Genomic DNA, 21843 nt, shown 5'->3' with positions numbered 1-21843 from the left:
CATTGGTGTAGCATAGATCGCCGAAATCTGACCGGGCGTTAGCCTCATGGACGAAGACGAGAAACGCTACGCGCTTGGCGCATAGCTGGCCCAAGATCTGCTCCATCGTTTTGAGCAAACGGGGCTTCCGGCGCCGCCTTATCTTGAGCCAAGTTATTGGTTTGCGGTTTCGCTCAAGTCCTGTCGAAATGAGGCCGGAGCGGCATATCGTCATGTACGCTCACGGTTTGCCGTTCGATCTTGTGGTGAATTCTGGGCGGGCAGTCGCCACAGTGCAGGGCTTCAAGGCGCGCAACGATTTCGGCGTCATCTTGGGTCTGCCTGTTGTTGTGGCGAACATACTCGACCCAAGTTGGCACATGATAACATTCGGTCCACAGTTCGGGCTTTTCCAGGTCACGCAGCAGCGCCCATTGCCTGGCGCCATCTCGCAGTCGGGCTTTTCGCCATGATGCCATCACGTTGAGAAATTCTGGAACGTCTTTCTGGTGAATACGATAATCGACCATTATCATGATCGGACCGCTTCGTGGTCGAAGGTCAAGCTGCAGGGTTGGTTCGCAGAAGGTGTTGGTCGGATCAAGTTTGAGCGTTTCAAGATCCGGAAGACGCAAAATAACGCCGAGCAGTCCGCCAAATACAAGAACCAGGCTTGCGACGACCAAGGCTCCCGAAACGCCTTGCAGATCCGCTAACTGGCCCCAGAGCCAGCTTCCCGCTGCCATGCCGCCATATGCGGCCGTCTGATAGAGAGAGAGGGCTCGTCCCACCACCCACCGAGGCGCCGAAAGCTGAACGGTGACGTTAAACAGCGAGAATGACTGGATCCATGCCGCACCGGCTGGCATGACGAGGAGGCAGCTCAGCCAAACGTGCTCGCTCCACGACAGAAGCAAGCAGCTGATCGCCAGTGTAAAGAACGCACCGCGAACGACCCATTCGTTGGAGAGAATTTCGCGGGCGCGTCCGATGAGGAGCGCGCCACAGATCGCTCCCAGACCGAAAAAGCCAAGCATCACTCCGTAGGTGACCGCAGTGCCCTTAACCTGTTCGCGAACAACCAACGGCAGGAGAGCCAGAATGACGACCGCGGTGAGGCCGAAAATGAAGCTCCGGCACATCAGTTTGAGAAGGTTTGGCGACATAAGCACATAGCGGAATCCTGCCGCCATCGCGCTTCCGAAAGCCTCCCGCGGCAGCGCTCGTCGCGCCGGTACAGTTTTCCAGCGTAACAGGGCGGCGATCAAGGCGACATAGCAAAACACATTGAAGAGAAACGCGAACGCTGCCCCGGCGGTCGCCACGATTATGCCGCCAATCGCCGGTCCGATGCTGCGCATGAGGTTGTAGCTCATGCCGTTGAGCGCAACTGCGCTTGGGAGGTCTTCGCGAGGCAGGATGTCTCCCATCGAGGCTTGCCACGACGGATCGTGCAATGCCCAACCACAGCCAATCAGGAATGTGAGACCCAGAAGGGTCCAGGGTGTGATTTCCCCGGCGTAGGTCAAGAGCGCCAGGGACGCTGATAGGCAAACCATCAGCAGTTGCGCCATTAGCATGATCCGGCGACGGTCAAAGTTATCCGCGAGCGCTCCGGATGCGAGCGAGAAGATCATGTAGGGCAAGGTGGTCGATGCCTGTACGAGCGCCACCATTCCATGGGAGCTGGCAATACTCGTCATCAGCCACGCAGCCGCCACACCTTCAACTAGCGTCCCAAGATTCGAAACAAGAGCCGCCGACCACAGAGAACGGAATGTCTTGTGCTGAAACGGTACGAGTGGAGATGTTGTCTTCACCATTGTGGAAAGCTTCGGAATCGGCCGCGAGGCTGGATCTCTTCACCTCACTCAACCACGGCCTCGCGGCTCAAGCCAAGCTGCCACAGCGAGCGCGCCTGCTAACCCAGGCAGATAGTTGTGGGCAGACGCTAAACCGCTGGCGAGGTCCGGCGTTATCATCTGCTGGCGAGTTCTTCATGCACGCTGAACACGAGATGCAGCAGTTTTCAATTTCAAGAAGTGTTCCCGAGGCACCGGAGAGGGCAGCGCTGAATGGCTGGGAAACGGATCGCCCGACGGCAAGATGCGACATTTGATCCGATACTGCACCTTTCGGACGCTCAAGGGTTTCCGACCCGAATGCACCACTCCGCAGCGTTGCAGGCATTTCTCCTCGCGCGAACGCCTGCGCTCGGCCCGCTTGCGAACACTGGCGTGACCGGTGTCACTTGCTCGTCGAGGGACTTTTACGATAAAGCTCCGCGCGAACCAGGAAGCGCCAGGAGTTACGAGCGGCGACTTCATTCCATTATTCGTTTCTCATCAGGAAGGAACTATGAGGCGGCAAACGCGACCATTCACCGTGGAAGTCAAACAGAAGCGCCGTTACCAAAAAACCGCCCGTTCCATCTGGGGCGATTTCGACATCGCCGCGGCGATGGGCGAAACTTCAGAGGAACTCCAGAAGATTCAACCGTCAAATCGTCAGCTTATTGACTCTACGGTAGTGGCCATTGATGCTGAACCTTTGCACAAACCGCAAATGGAGAATTTCATGGCAAATCGCCTGGAAACCGAAACAGCAGTAATTCCTACCGAACAGGCAGCCGAAGCGGAGACGTCAAAATCGAGGGCGAGAACACCGCGGTCGAGAAAGCCAAAGGCTGAGCCGAGCGCGCCTGGCCGCAAGAACGGCGCCAAGCCGACATCCGCGACCACTGAAGCACCGCCATCGGCACGGACAGGCCGCAAGGTCTACTCCGTAAGGGAGCGCGCCCTGAAGCTCGCTCAGATCGAGACGTCGATCGGCGGCGGCACCACTCTCAAGAGCGCGGTGAAGCATGCCGGCATCTCGGAACAGACATATTATCTTTGGAAGAAAGCGGCGAAGCCTGCAGCGGACAGCGACGAGCTGAAGGATCTCGTCGCGCTCGAGGAAGAAAACAAGCGGCTGAAGAGCCTGCTTGCGGATCGTCTGCGCAAGGAAAATGCGGAACTGAAGAAAAGGCTTGGGCTGGATTAATCCAGCCCTGAGCTTGCGGCTTCCATATCGGCGCGCTGCCAGGCGATGTCGTGCTGTCTTTCGCTTCGTTGCGGTGAACGACCGGTTTGGGCGACTGGGTTCACCGTTCATCGGCGGCCGCCAGAACGAAACGACATTGTCGACGTGGCCAATTTTTGCGGCAGTAGATTGGTGATCGATCCAGTTCCTCCCGAGGATGAATTGCCGCCTTTTCCTCTTGAAGCGTCATCAGGCTGACAACACATTCTGCAATGGTCGGCGGGTTCGATGAGGCTCGCCTCGCAAGTCGGCTGTTCAAAGATCGGGAGGAAACGAAATGAAGGCGCTGGCCTTCGGCAGTCCTATTTTCGTGAAGCGTGCCGCCTATGTCGTGCAAGAGATTGCGAACCTCGAGGACGCCATCGATTTTCTCGATGAATGGCCCGAAGATCGCAGGGACCTGATCCACGAGACTGCCCTTAAAGCATGTTGTGACGCTTATGATGGGAACAAGCCCTTAAGCGCAGCCCGCGCTGCCTTTTACGGCTTTGCGAAACGGGCCGCCATATTGGAAGATCCAACCTCGGCGATGCAGTGGATTGGCGCCTGCAAGACGGGCGGTGGCAAACGGTCTGTGTGAACAGCGACGTTGAGCGAGGGGGCTGTAACGTGGGGCAATGTGGTCCCGTGCAGTATCGCGTCCCCGAAAACCAGTTCTAATCATCGTCCGGAAACGGCGTCCGACCTAGGCAGGCATAGCGATGGAATCCCACGTCGGCCACGCGCCGCAAGGCTATGGTCGGGCAGCGGGCTAGTTGCTGGTAGATGCCGCGGGCGACTCCTTCGAGCCGCCCTACGCCACGGGTTCATGGTCAGTCAAATCGGGTCATGATTTCAGAATGAATCGTCACTGCAGTGTATAGAGACGCTTCCAATGGCAAATCCCCAAACGCGAGCTGGCAAAGAAGATAGTTGGCCCCAGCAACTTCCAACTGACCAAGAAGAGCGTCCCGCACAAAAGCTGCCGTTCCCGCTATGCACAGTTCACTTTCAATCGCCGCTTCGAAGGTCAGCGGCAGGTTTGGTGGAGTCGGAATGCCATTGAGGTCGTAAAGAAACTTGAAGCTCTTGAGCCATGTTTCATAAGCGGGTGCCGCGATCGAATAGGCATGCGTGTCAGAACGCCCAATCACGATCATGCGCAGCAATCCTAGCAACGGCGGATTACCTTTGGCAGTGGTTTCCTCCCGCTTAGCGCGGAAGGCGTCGGTAACTTTGCGGACGGAGGAGCTATGTCCCACGCACGCGAGATTTGCGCCATTCGCGGCGGCCCAACCTGCCGACTCGGCTCGATTGGTGGCGACCCATGTCGGAGGACGCGGGCGCTGACGGGGTCTCAGCGTCAAGGGAACGCTATTCAGCTCAAAGTGGCGGCCTCGATAAGATAACTTCCCGCCTTTCATGGCGGCGATTACGATTTCGCTGGCTTCCAAATAACGGCCTGGCACTGCGTCCGCGCCAATCCCAAAATAACCCAATTCGGCTGCGAGTGAGCCTCGCCCTATGCCGAGCTCCACCCTACCACCGCTCAACTGGTCGAGCATACAGATCTCTTCGAACGCCCGAAGCGGATGGTAAAGGGTAAGGAGCATCACCAGCGGACCCATACGCAGTTGGCGGGTGCGCTGTGCGACGCTCGATAAGAAGAGATTTGGCGACGCACCTCTCCCATGGGGGGTGCAGTGGTGCTCTGCGAGATGATATGCATAAAAGCCGAGGTGATCGCAGGCCTCCGCCAGCTTGAGGCGATCGGCGTATTGTAGGCCGATGTCGCGACCGTCCTCATCCAAGTGATCGAAGATTCCGAAGGTCGGCTTCGAAGGCAAGACGTTGTTCACTCTATTGTCTCCGGAGTTTTGACGCAGAAGGCCCTTGCTTCGAACGGGGCTCGAAGCGATCAGAGCAACGATATATTTCTGCGAAGCAACCGCTTTCCGCGGGATATAAAAATGATTTTTACAGGCGGCTGGATTCTAGTTACTTCTTCGGCTTTCCTAGTATTTCAGAAGCCTCAGACAACAGTATGTCCATTTGTTCTCTTGTGCCTATGCTTACTCTTATATGTTTTTTCAAAAATGACTCTGAAAACGCGGCGACCAGTACTTTACGCCGCTTCATCGCTTTTTGCCACCACCTACCGTCTTGTCCTGCCGGAACGCGGGCTAGCAAGAAATTTGCATGCGAAGGCGTTACGGAAAATCCCAGTTGCGAGAGCGCGAAGGACACGCGCTCCCGTTCCTGCTTGATGTGTCTGTGGTTCTCTTCATAGGCGTCGCGATGGGCAAGGATGCTGACGCCAACCGCTTGGCCGATCACGTTCATGTTGAAAACATTTTGGATGTTGCGCAACCTTCCAATGATTTCGGGATGACCAAATCCAAAGCCGATACGGATACCGGCGGCGGCGTAGCTTTTTGAAAATGTCCGTAGGACCAGAATATTGGGATAATGATCGATAAGGCGCAGGCCATTATCCGGGGCGAAGTCGACATAGGCCTCATCCAGAACAATCAGGCGATCCGACTGCGCCGCGAGGCGTTCGATCTCGGCCACCGAAACGAATGTTCCAGTTGGATTGTTCGGATTAGCTAGAAGAATGAACTTGGCGCCTTCTGCGGGACCAGAGAGCAATTCTTCTACCGGCAGGACACCAGATTGACCGCATTCGATTTCAAGAAATTGAGCCCCCTGCAACATGGCGAGTTTGCGGTTGAACGAAAAGCCTGGCGATAGCATCGCCACCCTGTCGCCAGGGGCGAGGAAGGCTCTGTAGATGAGTCCCAGCAGTTCGGAGGATCCGTTTCCGGCAATCACTTGATCCTTGGTGAGGCCGTAGGCATCAGCCGCCGCTTCTCTCAAGCCGATGTTGTCGTGTTCTGGATATAGATACTGCTGCTCAAGGGCGGCAATTGCACTTTGCATTACGACTTCCGGCATCGGAAATGGATTCTCGTTCGTATTCAACCGGACGCAGCTATCGTCCAGCGAATGGCGATCGGAAGGCAAAGGCTTTAGTTCCCTTGGCACCTGCGAAAACGACGAAAGCACGCTTTTTAGTTTTGTTCCTGACATATCCTCTCCAGTTGACATGAGGGTTTAATCATCCACCCTCAACTTGCTCATGTTTAGCTCCCCGCCAATTTCGCTACATCTGATGTATAAGTTAGAATATCATCCTTTATCTGAGGTTTTTTCAAACTCAGATTGGCTCTATTCTAAGAAAAGTTATTGTTTCTATTGCTAACAACATTGGATCATCGGGCTTCATCTGCCGCCGCGTGATGGTTTTAAAGGGGGCAATATGATACCGTCTATTTCTAAGGCTATGCTTCGCTTATGCATGCCTCGCCGTTTGTTCATCGATATATTGGAGGCTGGTGCGAACAGGCGTTGATCTGGGCCAGATTGCTTTTCGCCACGGCTAATGAGGCGCCACAGTATTTCTACCGCTGGCGTCAATAGTCTGCCAGGACCTTCCGATCCTCGTACTGGATTTCTCGGGGTCGACTCGTTTCAATCTCTATGGCCGACACGGTGCCGGTGAACAGCGCTCCAGGCAAAAACCCGGCGCATATTGATGAACGTTGTTTGCTCAAGCGCGATTGGGCTGCTGTCGGCGCGTTTGTTTTCATCAATCCGCGAGTCCTCGCTTGGTGTCTGCGGCTCGCCCGTGCTGTGGTGGTGAGCGATCCGGCGAAGGGACGAGTCGCAACGAGGCGGCCTCACTTGGCGGCTGCGGGACGGGTGGCTGGCCGGCCAATGTCTCGGCAAGATGATGCCCTGCAAACGCGGCTTCCAACCGTGCCTGATCCAATTCGCCTTCCCAACGGGCGACCACGAGCGTTGCTACGGCATTGCCGATGATGTTCGTAAGGGCCCGGCACTCGGACATGAAACGGTCGATACCGAGGATCAATGCCATGCCAGCCACCGGAACGGATGGCACCGCAGAAAGAGTAGCGGCCAGTGTGACGAATCCGGCGCCGGTGACCCCCGCCGCCCCCTTAGAGGAAAGCATAGCAACGAGTAGCAATAGGATCTGATCGCCGATCGAGAGATCCGTATTCGTCGCCTGGGCGATAAAGAGGGCCGCGAGCGTCATATAGATGTTGGTGCCGTCCAGATTGAAGGAATATCCCGTCGGAATGACCAGGCCCACGACTGAACGCTTGGCGCCAGCCTTCTCCATCTTCTCCATGAGAGTGGGCAGCGCGGCCTCCGAGGAGGACGTTCCAAGAACCAATAGCAACTCTTCCTTGATGTACCGGATGAGAGAAACGATCGAGAAGCCATTGAAACGGCAGACCGCGCCGAGAACGATAAACACGAAGAGAAAGGCCGTGAGGTAGAACGTCCCGACCAGCATTGCGAGATTGACGACGGAGCCGATGCCGTACCTGCCGATTGTGAAGGCCATGGCGCCGAACGCGCCGATCGGGGCAGCCTTCATCAGGATGCCAACGAGTGCAAAGATCGGCACGGTGAGCGCCTGGAGCAAGGAAGTGATCGGCTTGCCCATCTCTCCAACCATCGCAAGCGCAATGCCAAACAGGACCGAGAAGAAAAGGACCTGAAGGATGTCGCCGTCTGCAAAGGCGGCCACAATCGTGGTCGGAATGATGTTCATCAGAAAGCCCGTCACGGACTGCTCGTGGGCCTTTGCGGCATAGGGATTGACGGCTTGGATATCGAGCGAGGCCGGATCAATGTTGAGGCCGGCGCCTGGTTGAACGACGTTGGACACGATGAGGCCGACGATCAGTGCCAGCGTCGAGAAGGTGAGGAAATAGACCATCGCCTTGCTGGCTACCCGGCCGACCTTTTGAAGGCTGTGCATGCCCGCGATGCCGGTCGCGACGGTCAAAAAGATCACCGGTGCGATGATCATCTTGACGAGCTTGATGAAGGCGTCACCAAGCGGCTTCATGTTTTCGCCGATTTCGGGGTTGAAATGACCGAGCGCGACGCCCAGGGCGATGGCGGCAATCACCTGCACATAAAGCCGTGCGTAGAAAGGCTTGCGAGGCGCGACATTTGCGTTGGGGCCTTTTGGGGTCAACATAAATCTCTCTCCCAGACCGGATCTCGGCACTGCCTCTCTCCCCGGGTTATTCCCGACCGCTGCGCTCCGGTCGAACGCTGCTGCGCTGTTCCTCGCAAGGCATATGCCAAACGGATGGGCCGAGCGGATCGCGCAATTTCGGATGTTTTCAGGGAGGTTGCGCCACGCACGTGTGTGAATTTCCGCACTCGGTGGTTCCCTTTGGCGAAATCCGGCACTAAGGTCGAGTCTGGAGAACGCGGTAGTAAACGACGGCATCAGCGAGGGTGGCTTGCATAAGGCCCCGTTCAACTTCCCTGGCAGATTGGGCGCCGGCAGATTTCTCTGGCTTGCGGTTTTGTTTGCCCTTCTTGGTCCCGGGCTCGGTTTTTTTGTTTTTGCAGCCGGCCGTATTGCCGGCAACAAAGCTGAGTCAGACCTACGCGATCGTGCTCTTGCCGCGCGCCCACTTGCAGCCGACACTTTGAAAGGAGATGTCGAGAAGCAGCGATTGATTCCGCGCGTCTTGGCTCGTGATGGTGCGATCCAGGAGATGCTTCGCAGTCCGGGCACCGGTGGGGAAGCTGCGCTGGATGAAAAGCTTCGAGCCATCGCGCGCGACGCCGCCTCTTCAGTCATCTACGTCATCAACAGTGAGGGAACGACGGTTGCTGCGAGCAATGCTGGCGAGCCCACCAGTTTTGTCGGCCGCGATTACCGTTTCCGTCACTACTTCGTTGAAGCGATGGCGAGCGGCATGGCCACGCAATACGCACTTGGTACCGTTAGCAAGCGCCCCGGCCTCTTCTTGTCGAGCCGGATCGATGGACCGGAGGGGCCACTCGGTGTCGTCGTGGTGAAGGTCGAGCTCGACCGTGTGGAGTCGAGCTGGCGCGAGAGCGGTTTCGTGGTCTTCACGAGCGACGAGCGCGGCGTCGTCCTTTCGACCAGCGTGCCTCAATGGCGTTTTGGCGCTCTCTCCCCGCTTTCCAAAAAAGAGGCAAAAATCGCCCGCGATCATCTGCAGCTGCCTGGCGCGGCGTTTGAGCCCGTTCCGCTTTCGCACCGCGGCGGCAGCCTGGTCACCGCAAGTACCGCAGACAAGGCAGCCGGCTTTGTCACGGTTTCGCAGGATCTCGGCAAAGTGGTCCCAGGTTGGCGGCTGTCACTGCTCATTCCTGCCGATGCAGAGATTTCCGCGGCGATGATGACAGCCCGCGCGATAGCACTGCTTGCCCTCGTGCTCGTGGCATTTGCGGTTTCCGTTATTGTTCGACGGCGCCGGGCGATCCGACAACGGCAGGACGCGCTTGCGCACATGAACGCGGAACTGGAACATCGCGTCAACTTGCGTACGGCAGAGCTCCGCCGCTCGAACGAAGCGCTCGCAGCTCAGATAGCCGAGCGCGAGAATGCCGAGGCAAGGGTGCGCCGGTTATGTGAAGAACTCTCTCAGGCGAATCGCCTCTCAATTCTTGGACAGATCGCAGCCGGAGTTGCTCACGAGATTAACCAGCCGGTCACAGCAATTCGCACCTATGCCGAAAATGCTTCACGTCTTCTCCAAGGCGACAGGCCGAAAGAAACCGCCAGGAATTTGAAATCGATCATCGCTATTACGGGACGTATCGGGGCGATCACCGAAACGCTGCGGTCGTTCTCACGCCGCGCAACGGGTTCCGTGGAGCCAATATCGGCGGAGGAGGCGATCGACGGGGCGCTTTCGCTCCTTTCGGGCCGCATCCGCGAATCTGGCGTGACGATCGAACGGCAACGGACAGATCCGTCTCCGACGGTGATGGCAAGTTGCGTTCGGCTCGAGCAAATCCTGGTCAATCTCTTGCAGAATTCGCTCGATGCCCTGAAGGGCCTGCCGGAGCCGCGGATCGAGATAGCACTTGCCCAGAACAAGGAAACAGTCACCATTTCGGTTCGAGACAACGGTGCCGGCCTCGCCCCTGAAATTCGCAAGAGCCTCTTCATTCCATTTACCACAAGCAAGGAAAAGGGGCTCGGCCTTGGCCTGCTTATTTCAGAGGAAATCGCCCGCGAGCTCGGCGGCTCGTTGCGACTCGATGCCAGCGACGAGAGGGGGACTTCCTTCACCATCGAATTGAGGCGTGCCGAATGAGTGGCGAAAAAGGGCCTGTCATCTTCGTTGACGATGACGATGATCTGCTGCCCGCTGCAGGGCAGATGCTGGAACTTGCCGGCTTTAGCCCTATCGTCGTCAATTCCGCCGAGGCCGCACTCGCCAGAATCGACGAGAACTTCAATGGTCCCGTCGTCAGCGACATCCGCATGCCCAGAATGAACGGGCTTCAGCTCTTTGACCGGGTGAAAGCAATCGATCCGGACATTCCTTTTGTCCTTATCACTGGGCATGGCGACGTCGAACTCGCCGTTGCGGCCATCAAGGACGGCGCTTACGATTTCATCTCCAAGCCATATGACACCGAACGGCTTTTGGTGACGCTGAATCGCGCTTCCGAAAACCGGCACCTGGTCCTGGAAAACAGGCGCCTCAGGGATGCGGTCGTCCGATCCGCGGGCGATATGCCTCTCCTAGGGAACGCGCCGAGTATGACATGGCTGCGAGAAACGATTCGACAGATCGCCGATACGGATGTGGACGTCCTTGTGGAGGGTGAAACCGGCACGGGTAAGGAGGTGGTCGCGGATCTGCTTCACCGCTGGAGCAGACGAAGTACCAAGCCGTTCGTGGCCTTGAACTGCGGGGCGCTGCCCGAAAGTGTCATCGAAAGCGAACTTTTCGGCCACGAAGCAGGCGCGTTTACCGGTGCGCACAGGCGCAGGATCGGTCGCCTCGAATACGCGAATGGCGGCACGCTATTCCTCGACGAAATTGAGTCGATGCCGCCTGCACTCCAGATAAAACTCCTAAGGGTACTCGAGACCCGCCAGGTCACGCCACTCGGAACCAACGAAATCCGCAGCATCAATGTTCGTGTCGTAGCTGCGACAAAGGTCGATCTGAGCGATCCGGCCGCCCGCGGTGACTTCAGGGAAGATCTATATTTTCGTCTGAACGTCGTGACGGTCAATATTCCGCCTCTTCGCGAGCGGCGCGAGGACATCCCGATCCTCTTTGCGCATTTCCTGGAACGAGCGTGCAAACGCTTCGGCAAGCCAGTGTGGGAGATAACCGCGGCCGTGCGTAATCATCTCATGGGCCATGATTGGCCCGGCAATGTCCGCGAACTTGCGCATTTCGCGGATCGGGTTGCATTGGGACTTGAAGGGGCGCCGAATTCGCTCCCTGGAAAAATAGGCGCTGAATTAAATCTCTCTCTTTCCGAAAAGGTTAGTCTTTATGAGGCGACCGTTATCCGCAACGCATTGCGGGAATGCGATGGCGACGTGAGGAGGACGACCGGGTTTCTGCAGGTGCCCCGCAAAACCTTCTACGACAAGCTGAAACGCTATGGAATAATTCCGGGCGTGTATCGAAGCAGCCGCGATTGTTCGAAATCTTCTTGAACTCGCCCGTCGCCGAAAGGCTGCTATGGGCATATGGGCGCCGGGAAAGTGAAGCTGCTTGCGCCCAACAATACACTTCACCGGTGCGGATACGTCAGGGCCGCGCTCTGGCGGTGTGCGGATCGTCTCGTGAGAGGGGGGCGCCTGATGATCGGGCAGTTTGGGATCAATCCTTTTTGGCTCCGAGACCGGAAAGACCTCGTGCCGCATATCTGTTCTTTCGGTCGATGCGTGATCAGCAGTTGCGTCGAACTGCCAACGAGCACGCATCATAATCGCCGAACCCGGCGAAGAAGGGATCTACTGCGACATCGCCGGCATCAACGCAGACAGACTGACACATTCTGTCAAATTCCGTGAGCCGTGCTCTATGTTCCCCATGACTTCCTGTTTAGACTCGAATCATGACCAAACGCCCCACAATTGTAGATCTCGCCCGCGAAGCCGGGGTTAGCGTAGCGACCGTCGATCGGGTTTTGAACGGCCGTCGACTTGTGAGGGAACAGACCGCACGACGGGTCTGCGAGGCGGCTCGCGCCATCGGCTACAACGCAGCTGGTCTGATGCAGCAGCGCGCGCAGCGGATTTTGCCGGAGTACCGATTAGGCTTTATTCTCAGAATGCCGGCCGAGCATTTCTATCAGGATTTCGCGCGAGAGATCAAAGCTGCTGTCAGCGCGGCACAGTCCTTCCGGGGCGTTCCAGTCGTTGAATTCGCGCCATCGCATAGGCCTGGCGATCTGGTCGAGCTGCTCGAGGACATGGGTGAACGCTGCCACGCGGTCGCGATGATGGCACCGGATCATCCAACAGTCACGGCAGCTGTCGAAGAACTCAAATCGAACGGAACCCCGGTTTTTTCGCTGCTTTCCGATTTTGCCGCCGGCGTGCGCGAGGGCTATCTGGGCCTCAACAACCGCAAGGTTGGACGTACGGCTGCCTGGATGTTTTCCAAGGTTGCAAAAAGGCCGGGCAAGGTGGCGGTCTTGGTCGTCAGCCATCGTTTTCAGGGTCCCGAATTGCGAGAAACCGGCTTTCGCTCATACTTTCGTGAGAAAGCGCCGATGTTCGAGGTGCTGGACACGCGCGTGAACCTCGATACGCGGCAAACCACCTACGAGGCCACTCGCGATGTCATACAACGCGAATCCGAACTTGTCGGCTTGTATGTCGCCGGCGGCGGCACGGAGGGCGCCATCGCTGCGCTCCGGGAAGAGGGTGATGGTCGGGATCTCCTCGCGATCGTCAACGAGATCACGCCAGAGTCGCGGGCAGCACTCGCGGACGACATCATTACGATGGCGGTTGCCACGCCCCTGCGCCTGCTTTGCCAGGAGTTGATGACGCTGATGACCAGGGCAATCGAGACAGGCACCGCAGAGACGCCATGGCAGACGTTTTTGCCGTTTGAGATTTATCTGCCGGAAAACATTTGAGGCGAGATTCGCTCTCTTTGAGCGGTTCGCTCACGACAGAGCATAACAAATTCCACCATATCTTATCACCGGAAAACGTTCATCAGACTCTGTTCCCGTGTTCTTCTCGACGGATCTCGAACATGGCCTCTGCGAGATGAAACTGGAGAGCCGCATAACTGCGCTACCAGACGCCATCATCAGGCTGATGTGAGGAGCTGACCCACAAAGACGCCCCACGACCATATGATTGTCTGGAAATCAGAAAGACGATCCTCAATCCGCGGTTCGGCGGGTGGGTGGTCGAATGCATACAACAATAGACGATTGAATGTGCAACAGCCAAGGCAATCACTTCTGTAATGGTGAGAGAAAAAGTTGCCCTTCAATCGTTATGCAGCCACCCCACGATCCACGGTGTGGATGAGTTCCATCGAAACAATTGATTTTTAGAATTTTCTGAAATGGGGCAAATCTGGATCTGACTGGTTTCAAAGCACGTCGAGCACACGTATGCAAATGGCGCTCGTAAGCATGGAAGTGACGTCCAGACTTGGGAACTCGGTGACGCGAGGAACTCAACCGATAGGATAAAACCACGGTCGTCTTAGTCACTGCCGTGGCGCTCTCACTTCAGCAAAGTCACCTCTATATCAGGTAGTCCATGCCGCGATATTTGCGAACCGATATCCAGGCCTTGCGAGGCTTGGCCATTCTTCTGGTTGTTCTTTATCACGCCCGTCTTGGGCCGGGTGCCGCAGGTTATCTCGGCGTTGACATTTTTTTCGTCATTTCGGGGTTCCTGATCACGGGCCTCGTCAGGACGCATGTTGAGCAATCACGGTTCAGTTTTTGTGAGTTCTACTACCGGCGTGCCAAACGCCTGTTGCCGGCTGCCTATGTCGTCATCGCGCTCACGACGATCGCTGCGCCTTTCTTCCTGTCGGAGGTGGAGCTGAAAGGGTTCCAAAACCAGGTTCTCGGGGCCCTCACATTCACCGGCAATATCGTTCTCTGGTTTCAGTCCGATTACTTCGGTGGCGCCGCCGAAACGAAGCCCCTCCTGCATTTCTGGTCGCTCGCTATCGAGGAGCAGTTTTATTTGCTGCTCCCTGCCTTCTTGGCCTTGGCTCCGAGGAGATGGTGGCTGACAGGAGTAGGCGTGCTCCTCGTTGCCAGCTTCTCGCTATGTCTTTATTTAACCTCCCGCGATCCATCCGCCGCATTTTTTCTTTTGCCGACCCGATTTTGGGAAATGGCCCTGGGTTCATTCGGTGCCTTGCTTCCCATCAGCCCCAACGTGGCTGCCAAGCTTTCGAAGCTGCGCCTCCAGGCGCTCACACTGCTTCTCTTTATTGCCGTTGTCCCCACTGGCTCCGCTCATCCGGTCGTGGATGCGGCTGTGGTTTGTCTCGCAACGCTGGTCCTCCTGCTTGCGCCCAGTAGAGATAATGTGGCGGTTCGAGGCATGGCGAGGATGGGAGACGTCTCGTATTCGCTCTATCTGATCCATTGGCCGGTGCTCGTCTTTGTACGGGCCGCTTGGCTTGCAGATACACCCGCCCTTGCGATCTATGCGGCAGTTGCCTTCTCATTTGTCGCGAGCTGGGTTCTTCACCGTTTCGTGGAGGAGCCGTTCCGGCGCGGGTATGCGACGTCCCGTGTGCCGCTGTCTTCGGGTCTCCTAGCTGTATCGGTACTGCTCGGCTTGACGCCCTCGCTCGCCATTGGGGCGACCCATAGCAACATCGACTTTGCCCATATCCGACGGATCAACGAGGGTTTGGGACCAGCGTGTGATTTCAGGCCCGGATCGCCTCCTCAGGAAATCCCTCGGAACTGCCAAACGACCGACAAGCCCGAGTTGCTGGTCTGGGGTGATTCGTTTGCCATGGCGGTGGTTCCGGGCTTGGCCAAAACAATCGGAGAAACGGGACTGGCTCAGCTCACGATGAGCGCGTGCCTTCCTGCTGTCGGAATAGCTGGTTTCTCGAAGCTGCCGACAGCGTCGCCCTATTCCCGCGCCTTCGGCGAGAGCTGTATTCGCTTCAATGACAGCGTTTTGCGTATCTTGAAAACGCGACCAGAAATAAAGACCGTTGTCATTTCAAGCCCGTTTGGCGTCGCGGCGCCGGATCAATTCATGCTGCTTAAGAGGACCAAAGGTACTTTCACCGAGGTCAATCTTTCTATTGATGAGGCCGTTGATGGTATCAAGGCTCTCGTCGAAGCCGTTCGAGCCTTGGGCAAGCGAGTGGTCGTCCTTGCTCCTCCACCGGTTGGGAACATCGACATCGGTGATTGTCTTGAGAGGAAGGCACGTGGAATTGTTATTGTCGGGCGTTACAGTGACTGTAAAATATCCGTCGCACAATATCGCCAAAGTCAGTCCAGCACTCTCGAGCTCTTGAATAAAGTGTCCTTGAAGGCTGGTGTAGAGGTCATTTCTTATCACGACTTTCTGTGCGACGGTACAGCATGCAAGACGGAGATCGATGGCAAATTCCTTTACCGGGACAGCGGTCACCTTTCCTATGAAGGATCAGAGATAATCGCTCGCCGGACAAGACTTGCCGAGAGGCTGGTTGCGGCTGCTCGTTAGAGCTGATGAGATGGTTTGAAGCAGCCAGATTCGTCCCGTGGTTCGAAAGCTGGAGGGTGAAGCTTGGTTAGCTGGCCCAATGTCGGGACCCGATCAACTCGCTGGATCGTGCGCCTGTCCTCGCTACGGCCCTTTTTTCAATTGGAACAGCATCAATTCGCGTAAGGAAGGGAAAGCAATATGCACCGTCGTCACCTGATCAAAGGGTTCGTTGCACACGGCGCTTGCCTCATCTGTGCCGCGGCCGCGCGTGCGGATGAGGCCCATTGGGGATACACTGGTCAGGTGGGGCCCGAGCACTGGGCCGATCTGGAAAGGAAGAATTTCGTCTGTTCGGCGGGTACGCAGCAGTCACCTGTTGATATTACCGACGCCGTCAAGGCCGACATGCCGCGTATCTCAGTAGATTGGCACAAGGGCCGCTGCAAGTTGGTGAATAACGGGCATACCATTCAAATCAATACGCCGGGAGGCAGCACGCTGACCCGCGGGGATCGTACTTTCGAATTGATCCAATTCCATTTTCATGCGCCAAGCGAGCATCGCATAGCTGGCAAGAGTTTCCCGATGGAAGCGCATTTTGTCCACAAGGACACAAAGAGCGACAGCTTTGGCGTCCTGGGAGTCTTTTTGAGACCAGGCGCGACAAATGCCAGCTTTGCAAGCCTGGCAGCAGTCTTCCCTGCGTGGCCAGGCGCGTCAATGGCCGCCGATATCGATCCCAAAGGGCTTCTCCCGGCCTCGCTCAGCTACTGGACCTATGAGGGATCATTGACGACACCGCCCTGCACCGAGAACGTTCAATGGATGTTGGCAAAAGAACCGGTGGAGGTCGACGCTGCGGATATTGCTCGATTTGTCTCCCTCTATCCCCACAACGCACGGCCTATCCGTTCACCTAATCGGCGCTTCATCCTAGACATCAACTGAGGCGTTAGAATGCGGCAGAAACGTTCGCCGGCAGGGGAGGCGGCCGCAGAACGCGAAAGGTGACCGCCTTTGTTGCCCATCCGATGAAGACGAAAGCGGCCGGATCATTGCGCGTTCGCCGGCAGAGGAGGCGGCCGCAGAACGCGAAAGGTGACCGCCTTTGTTGCCCATCCGATGAAGACGAAAGCGGCCGGATCATTGCGGCCGAGATAACGGCAATGCAGGCCGGCTTCGTTAATGCGCCAGCGATTTGTCATCGGCACCGAGCGCATTTCGTCCATAAAAATTTCCGGACCGCAGACTTCCGGCTCGGCATGATCTCCTGCCGATAGACAGGGCGAGGCTCTATTAGTTAAGGGCACCCCACTCCGCGATAGGAGCCCCGGCTAATAAAACCGGGTCGGGATCGACCAACTGCTACAGATCTCCACCACCCATCTCAAATGCGGCAGCGCCCAGTCTCAGCGCCGTTGGCTTTTCGGTGGAGGCCCGCCCTTCTGGATCGGCCGTCGAGGCGCGCGTATCGTCCGACCGCTTTTAGCCTCGGAAGTTCGATCGCTATTGCGCCCCACCGGCATAATGCGTGGTCTCAGGCGCGTTCCGCGCGGCAGCATCGGCATCGTGTCGTAGCGCACCTCGCGGCGGCCAGCCTGAGCCCCTCCCCGTCTCTCAACTCCTGTAGGATAGTTGTGACTCACCGAAGCCAGGCATAACCGTCTCAAACGGCGCCGCCCGACATCTTCTGTCGGGTTTGTCGAGTTCACGATAAGGGCCTCTTTAGCCGATCTCTAGCTCTTCTTCAGGCTAATCGGCTGAAAATAAAACACAAAACTCCTTCTTCGGCTCAATCGATCAAACTGGCATGAATCTTGAGCGTCTCCGTTATCAGGGCGGGCAGCAGCTGACTGTCGTGGTTCATGTCACGGGCAGCCAAGATGGAGGGCTGGCGTAGAGCGATACTCTTGGGTTGCGCACGCGTTGCTCTTAGCGAGGCAACTTGTGTGCACGGAACGGCCGAATAGCCTTGAATACAACGCTCCGCGCGAAGGCAGCAAACAATTTCATGGAAACAGAAATGAACGCCGCCACTATTTCAAACGACAGCACCCGTATTATATGGTATAGGCGTATTTTCATCGCAGAAAGATGCCTGATTTCCTTCGCGATGGGCATCTTTGCGCTACTTCCAGTTTACCTGTTGTCGATTGGGCGAGACGAGATCTTTTTTGGCTCGATCTCGGCAGCAGGCATGGCGACCGCCATCTTAATAGTCTTGATCAGTCCTTCGCTCACCCGGCAGTTTAGCGTGCGAAGGCTTGCACCTATCGGCGGGCTTCTCTATGCAGCCGGGTGCGCGACCATCCTCGTAAACGAGTTTTCGGGGGTGCGCGCGACCCTCCCCTACTTCCTGAGCTACATGCTGCAATCGGGTGGGTGGGCGCTGCACTTCACCGTGGGCTCGATTTGCATTGCCGCCCTCTCAAGCGATGCGGACCGGCCATCGAGCTTCATGGCCTACTCTGCATTCTCAACCTTAGGGGTAACCTGCGGACCTCTCCTAAGCAGCCTGCTTACCCGGTTCACCGGCTTGGCCACGCTGGACATGTTCATTCTGGCAATGCTTGCGGCAACGGCAGCTTCCGCATTGTCATCGTGGGCAGCGCAGCGTGCGGCGAACATCCGCGACGCCGATATTCCCAACCACGCCTCGCTTGCACGCGAGCTTTTCACTCTCCTCTTCAGCAATTCCGCAATGTTTTTTGTACTCGTACTGCTGTCGGCAAGCATTTACACCACGTTGATAAACTTCCAAGCTCCATTTGCGAATAATTCCGGTCTTCGGTATGAAATATTTTTTGGCTCTTGGGCGATAGCAGTAGTCGGCTCCAGGTTTGCAATTGGTCCGCGCGTGAGCCGCGGTGCGGCCGACCGGATCTTGCCGCTACTCCTGGGCGGGATGGTTATTTCGCTTCTCGGTTTCCACTACTCTCCGGGCCATCCTGTTATTTACGCGGTGGGATCGCTGGCGACCGGCATAACCTACGGGCTATCGTATCCCCTGATGCAGGCAGAAGCTGTCCGCGTGACTGCGCCGCAGTCCCGAACCTTGGTACAGATCATCTTCAGTCTTTCCTATTTCCTTGGCTTGTATTTCTTCCCTTTCGCTGCCGGCATCGTCTCAGTTCACTTGGGGTACAATACACTGACGTTGTTAATTGCCGGCTTGGCTCTGCTGCAAACGGCTATTGCTCTTCTTGGCTATCGCACGACCCGGCGCAAGCCGGACTCGACCGTGGCCAGCAACAAAGGCTAAAGCACGATGTGCGGGAGGTCCCACGTCGTCATCGGAGCCGGGCCAGTCGGTCGGGCGGTGGCCCTGCAACTTGCGGGCCAGCCGGACACGTTGGTTGTCCTGATTGACAGGAGCCATTCTGTGCTTGCTGCGGCGCAAGGCCTTCTGGGCGACCTCAAAAACGTCCGCTTCGACGTGTCATTAGGTCCATGCGCTCTCTCAATTCAAGCACGATCGCTGATCATGGCGACGTCTTGGAATGACTGCCGAAATCTGGTCGGCAAACTCGCGCACCAAATGCACGAGGCAGGTCTACACACCCCTATTATTTGCGTCGGCAGGCCGGACCCCGAGGATCCTGACATCGCCCGGATGCCGCCTAACGGTCCGCCGGTAGTCTTGGGAGCGGGTCTCGAACCAGGATTGGTTGAATCGTTAATCTCACTGGCAGCAGCTGAACTAGGCGGCTTAGAGAGCATCGTAACTCATTGCGGAGGGATTCCCAAAATTCCGGAACCTCCACTGAACTATGCTCTCGCCTTTGGACGTCGGCTGCCCATAGAGCAGAGGCCCGCGTTGGCTCGAGTCAATGGGCGAACCGTAACACGAAATCGATTCGAAAGCGTGTCTTCGCTGTTCGTGGAGGGGGTCGGACTTCTTGAGGCATACGATGACGCGATGGTTCCGTCGACTGCCGCAAGCACTCATCTCAGCATTCCGACCATCAGACAATTGACTGTGCGATGGCCGGGCTTTGCGGATGGCGTTCGGATGTTGCATCGCCTCGGGCTGCTGTCCGACGAGGAGGTTGAGATCGGGAGCGCCCGCCTGCGGGTCAAGCACGTCACGGAAGCGCTTTTAACTCGCCGGAGCCCAAAGGAACATGGCGACCAGGTCATCCTTGATGTGGCCATTGAGGATCGCCATCGCAAACCTGGCCGCTGGACGTGCATCCTTCGCTCCGCACTTCAGGAACGAGGCTTCTCAAGCATGGCTATCGCGACCGCGGTACCAGTGGCCGCAGCCGTGGAATGCGTCACGCGCAAACAGTTGCGGGGTGCCGTACACCCCGGTGAAGCCACCCTCGCCGAAGTCGCCTCGATGGCCCTCGGGAAAATGAGGGGAAGCCGGATGGCTGTCTTAGCCGAGCGCGCAACTGGGCTGTTGGAAACAAACACGATTTTTGGAGCCGGTCATGCAAAGGCGGAAAACACTGCTCGTGGGCAGCGGACCAGCAAACCTTGCACTGCTGACGTGCCTGAAAGAATGGGGTTCCTCAGTTCTGGATTCGCTGGAAGTCCTTGAGCGCCGCGACAGTGCAGAATGGCACCCAGGCATTGCTTTCGAGGATTCAAGGCTCCAAGTCTCCTTGTTCAAGGACCTGGCGTTCCTGAGGAATCCGGCAAGCCCATTCACTTTTTTCTCGTTCTTGCACGACAGGGATCTTCTCTATCACTTTATTCATACGAACGAACTATATCCTTCAAGGAAGCTGTTCTCCGACTATCTGGTCTGGGTAAGCGGGTTTTTTGCGGATAAGATTTGTTTCGGCAAGGAGGCGGTGGAAGTCAGGTTTCGCGAGAAGCCATCGGGAACCCCAACCCTTGTCGTCACGGTCCGGGATGTGTCGAGCGGGGACGTTTCGGAAACCGAAGCTGACGACGTGGTCGTGAGCCTTGGGCATGAACCATACCTTCCCGAAGAACTGGCCGTCGATCCCGGCCGCGTGGTGCATTCAAACTTCTTCCTGTCCCATGCGAACGAGGGAATGATCAACGCGAACGCTCGCGTTGCAGTCGTCGGGTCCGGGCAAAGCGCCGGCGAGATAGTCAGATTCCTGCTTCAGCATCGGGAAGTATCGGAAGTTATCGTCGTTGGCCGGCGCCACCTCTTTGAACAGACCGATGACAACCCGTTTGTAAATGACTTCTACACCTATCCACACTCGCTAAAGCTCGCGAAGCTGCCACCCGAAGATCGCAATAGGTTTCTTACCGACACGAGGAACACGAACTTCTCCACCGTCACCAAGGACGTCCTCAAAAGCATCTACGATCTTCGCTTCGAAGACCAAGTGTGTGGACGCGATAGGCTCAGATTGTTCCCGTATACGGAAATCACGGCGGCGGAGCGTGTTGAGGATAGCTTTCGTCTTCACCTTCGCGGAATCGGAAGCAGGCAAGACCTGACAACGCTTGAAATCGACCTTCTGGTTTGCGCGACGGGCTTTTCAAACCGTCGCCATTTATCCTTCCTCCAACCGCTGCAACCGCTCATCGAAGACGCCGCCCTCGTTATCGACGAGTCCTTTGAAGTGGATCTCGGTCAGACGGCATTGTGCCGCTCCGGTCCGCGACCTCGCGTTTTCCTCATCAACCACTCTTTTGGCCTTCGGGGCCCAACGGAGCACACGCTCGGCGGCCTGGCCGAGCGCGCGGCGGTCGTGGCGAAGGCGCTGCAGAACGGCGCGTGCTTTCAACCCCCTGCGGACCGCCCAGATATGTTGCCAGCTGAATGCCCCCCGAAAATCGAGAGTGGAACGAAATGATCTATCCGCAAATAATAGATCTCAAAAATGAAGCACGTGCGGTCCCTATCTCGATTGATGGCGGCATCGTCAGGCATGATCCCTTCCCACAAGGGGGTAACGTTTCGGTACGTCTGTTGAAGTTCAGTTCGGGCGCAACCACTTGCCGTCACAACCACGGGGAAGTCGAATTTTGGACAGTGATCTCTGGCGGCGTTCGAATTCACCTGGATGAAAAGGCCTTCCTGCTGCTTGGCGGAGAGAGCATTAGGATCGACCCGCTGCGCAGGCATAGAATTGAGGCTTTGGACAGCGGTGCAGTCATGCAGACGGTGTGGTGGCACAGCCGCGCAGCGTTCGAAGAGGCGATTTCCAGGTACCCATCCGGTGAAGACCGCAGGAGTGCGTATCCGGCCGTGAGCACCTGAGCACCGCCGTGCTTGGGTCAAGCTTTCGATGGGGGGACGCGAT

Annotated in this window: 16 protein-coding genes; 11 read left to right on the top strand and 5 right to left on the bottom strand. The window is 56.9% G+C overall.

Annotated features, from left to right (window positions below):
- Positions 1-173 precede the first annotated feature (173 nt).
- Positions 174-1802 carry an MFS transporter gene (locus ABID26_RS30890; protein WP_354417408.1) on the bottom strand — a complete coding sequence of 543 codons (1629 nt, stop codon included), beginning with the start codon at positions 1800-1802 and terminating at the stop codon, positions 174-176.
- 535 nt (positions 1803-2337) lie between these two features.
- On the opposite strand from ABID26_RS30890, the gene ABID26_RS30885 reads away from it, so the two are divergent.
- Both ABID26_RS30885 and ABID26_RS30880 read left to right on the top strand, forming a co-directional pair.
- On the top strand, positions 2338-3024 hold the full coding sequence (locus tag ABID26_RS30885) for a transposase (protein WP_354417406.1): 687 nt from the start codon (positions 2338-2340) through the stop codon (positions 3022-3024).
- A gap of 316 nt (positions 3025-3340) precedes the next feature.
- Complete coding sequence (locus ABID26_RS30880; RefSeq protein WP_354417404.1) at positions 3341-3643, top strand: DUF982 domain-containing protein; 303 nt, start codon at positions 3341-3343, stop codon at positions 3641-3643.
- 232 nt (positions 3644-3875) lie between these two features.
- On the opposite strand, the gene ABID26_RS30875 is transcribed toward ABID26_RS30880, so the two are convergent.
- From ABID26_RS30875 to ABID26_RS30865, 3 genes are all read right to left on the bottom strand, one after another.
- On the bottom strand, positions 3876-4901 hold the full coding sequence (locus ABID26_RS30875) for an LLM class flavin-dependent oxidoreductase (protein ID WP_354417402.1): 1026 nt from the start codon (positions 4899-4901) through the stop codon (positions 3876-3878).
- Positions 4902-5040: 139 nt separating this feature from the next.
- Entirely contained in the window at positions 5041-6135 is a 1095-nt protein-coding gene (hisC, locus tag ABID26_RS30870) for a histidinol-phosphate transaminase (RefSeq protein ID WP_354417400.1), read from the bottom strand.
- Positions 6136-6694: 559 nt separating this feature from the next.
- Positions 6695-8125: a dicarboxylate/amino acid:cation symporter gene (locus tag ABID26_RS30865; RefSeq protein ID WP_354417398.1), complete on the bottom strand. Its 1431-nt coding sequence runs from the start codon at positions 8123-8125 to the stop codon at positions 6695-6697.
- Between the two features lie 271 nt (positions 8126-8396).
- Here ABID26_RS30865 and ABID26_RS30860 point away from each other — a divergent pair, with 271 nt between their 5' ends.
- From ABID26_RS30860 to ABID26_RS30840, 5 genes are all read left to right on the top strand, one after another.
- Entirely contained in the window at positions 8397-10235 is a 1839-nt protein-coding gene (locus ABID26_RS30860; RefSeq protein WP_354417396.1) for a sensor histidine kinase, read from the top strand.
- Entirely contained in the window at positions 10232-11605 is a 1374-nt protein-coding gene (locus ABID26_RS30855) for a sigma-54-dependent transcriptional regulator (RefSeq protein ID WP_354417394.1), read from the top strand. Before ABID26_RS30860 ends, ABID26_RS30855 begins: the two co-directional genes overlap by 4 nt.
- 404 nt (positions 11606-12009) lie before the next feature.
- Positions 12010-13041 carry a LacI family DNA-binding transcriptional regulator gene (locus ABID26_RS30850; RefSeq protein ID WP_354417392.1) on the top strand — a complete coding sequence of 344 codons (1032 nt, stop codon included), beginning with the start codon at positions 12010-12012 and terminating at the stop codon, positions 13039-13041.
- A 643-nt stretch (positions 13042-13684) separates the two neighbouring features.
- Positions 13685-15622: an acyltransferase family protein gene (locus ABID26_RS30845; RefSeq protein WP_354417390.1), complete on the top strand. Its 1938-nt coding sequence runs from the start codon at positions 13685-13687 to the stop codon at positions 15620-15622.
- A gap of 180 nt (positions 15623-15802) precedes the next feature.
- Entirely contained in the window at positions 15803-16552 is a 750-nt protein-coding gene (locus ABID26_RS30840) for a carbonic anhydrase (RefSeq protein ID WP_354417388.1), read from the top strand.
- Between the two features lie 104 nt (positions 16553-16656).
- Here ABID26_RS30840 and ABID26_RS30835 read toward each other — a convergent pair whose 3' ends face one another.
- Entirely contained in the window at positions 16657-16833 is a 177-nt protein-coding gene (locus ABID26_RS30835; RefSeq protein ID WP_354417387.1) for a hypothetical protein, read from the bottom strand.
- A gap of 743 nt (positions 16834-17576) precedes the next feature.
- Here ABID26_RS30835 and ABID26_RS30830 point away from each other — a divergent pair.
- The 4 genes from ABID26_RS30830 to ABID26_RS30815 are packed head-to-tail and all read left to right on the top strand — an operon-like array spanning position 17577 to position 21800.
- Complete coding sequence (locus tag ABID26_RS30830) at positions 17577-18866, top strand: MFS transporter (RefSeq protein WP_354417385.1); 1290 nt, start codon at positions 17577-17579, stop codon at positions 18864-18866.
- A 6-nt stretch (positions 18867-18872) separates the two neighbouring features.
- On the top strand, positions 18873-20150 hold the full coding sequence (locus ABID26_RS30825) for a saccharopine dehydrogenase C-terminal domain-containing protein (protein WP_354417383.1): 1278 nt from the start codon (positions 18873-18875) through the stop codon (positions 20148-20150).
- A complete protein-coding gene (locus ABID26_RS30820; protein WP_354417381.1) occupies positions 20041-21393 on the top strand; it encodes a SidA/IucD/PvdA family monooxygenase in 1353 nt (450 codons plus the stop codon). Before ABID26_RS30825 ends, ABID26_RS30820 begins: the two co-directional genes overlap by 110 nt.
- On the top strand, positions 21390-21800 hold the full coding sequence (locus tag ABID26_RS30815) for a cupin domain-containing protein (RefSeq protein WP_354417379.1): 411 nt from the start codon (positions 21390-21392) through the stop codon (positions 21798-21800). Before ABID26_RS30820 ends, ABID26_RS30815 begins: the two co-directional genes overlap by 4 nt.
- Positions 21801-21843 lie beyond the last annotated feature (43 nt).

The sequence above is a fragment of the Mesorhizobium shonense genome (assembly GCF_040545255.1).
Lineage (GTDB): Bacteria > Pseudomonadota > Alphaproteobacteria > Rhizobiales > Rhizobiaceae > Mesorhizobium > Mesorhizobium shonense.
Note: the sequence above shows the minus strand (reverse complement) of the source record. Positions and strands in the feature narration are given on the sequence as shown.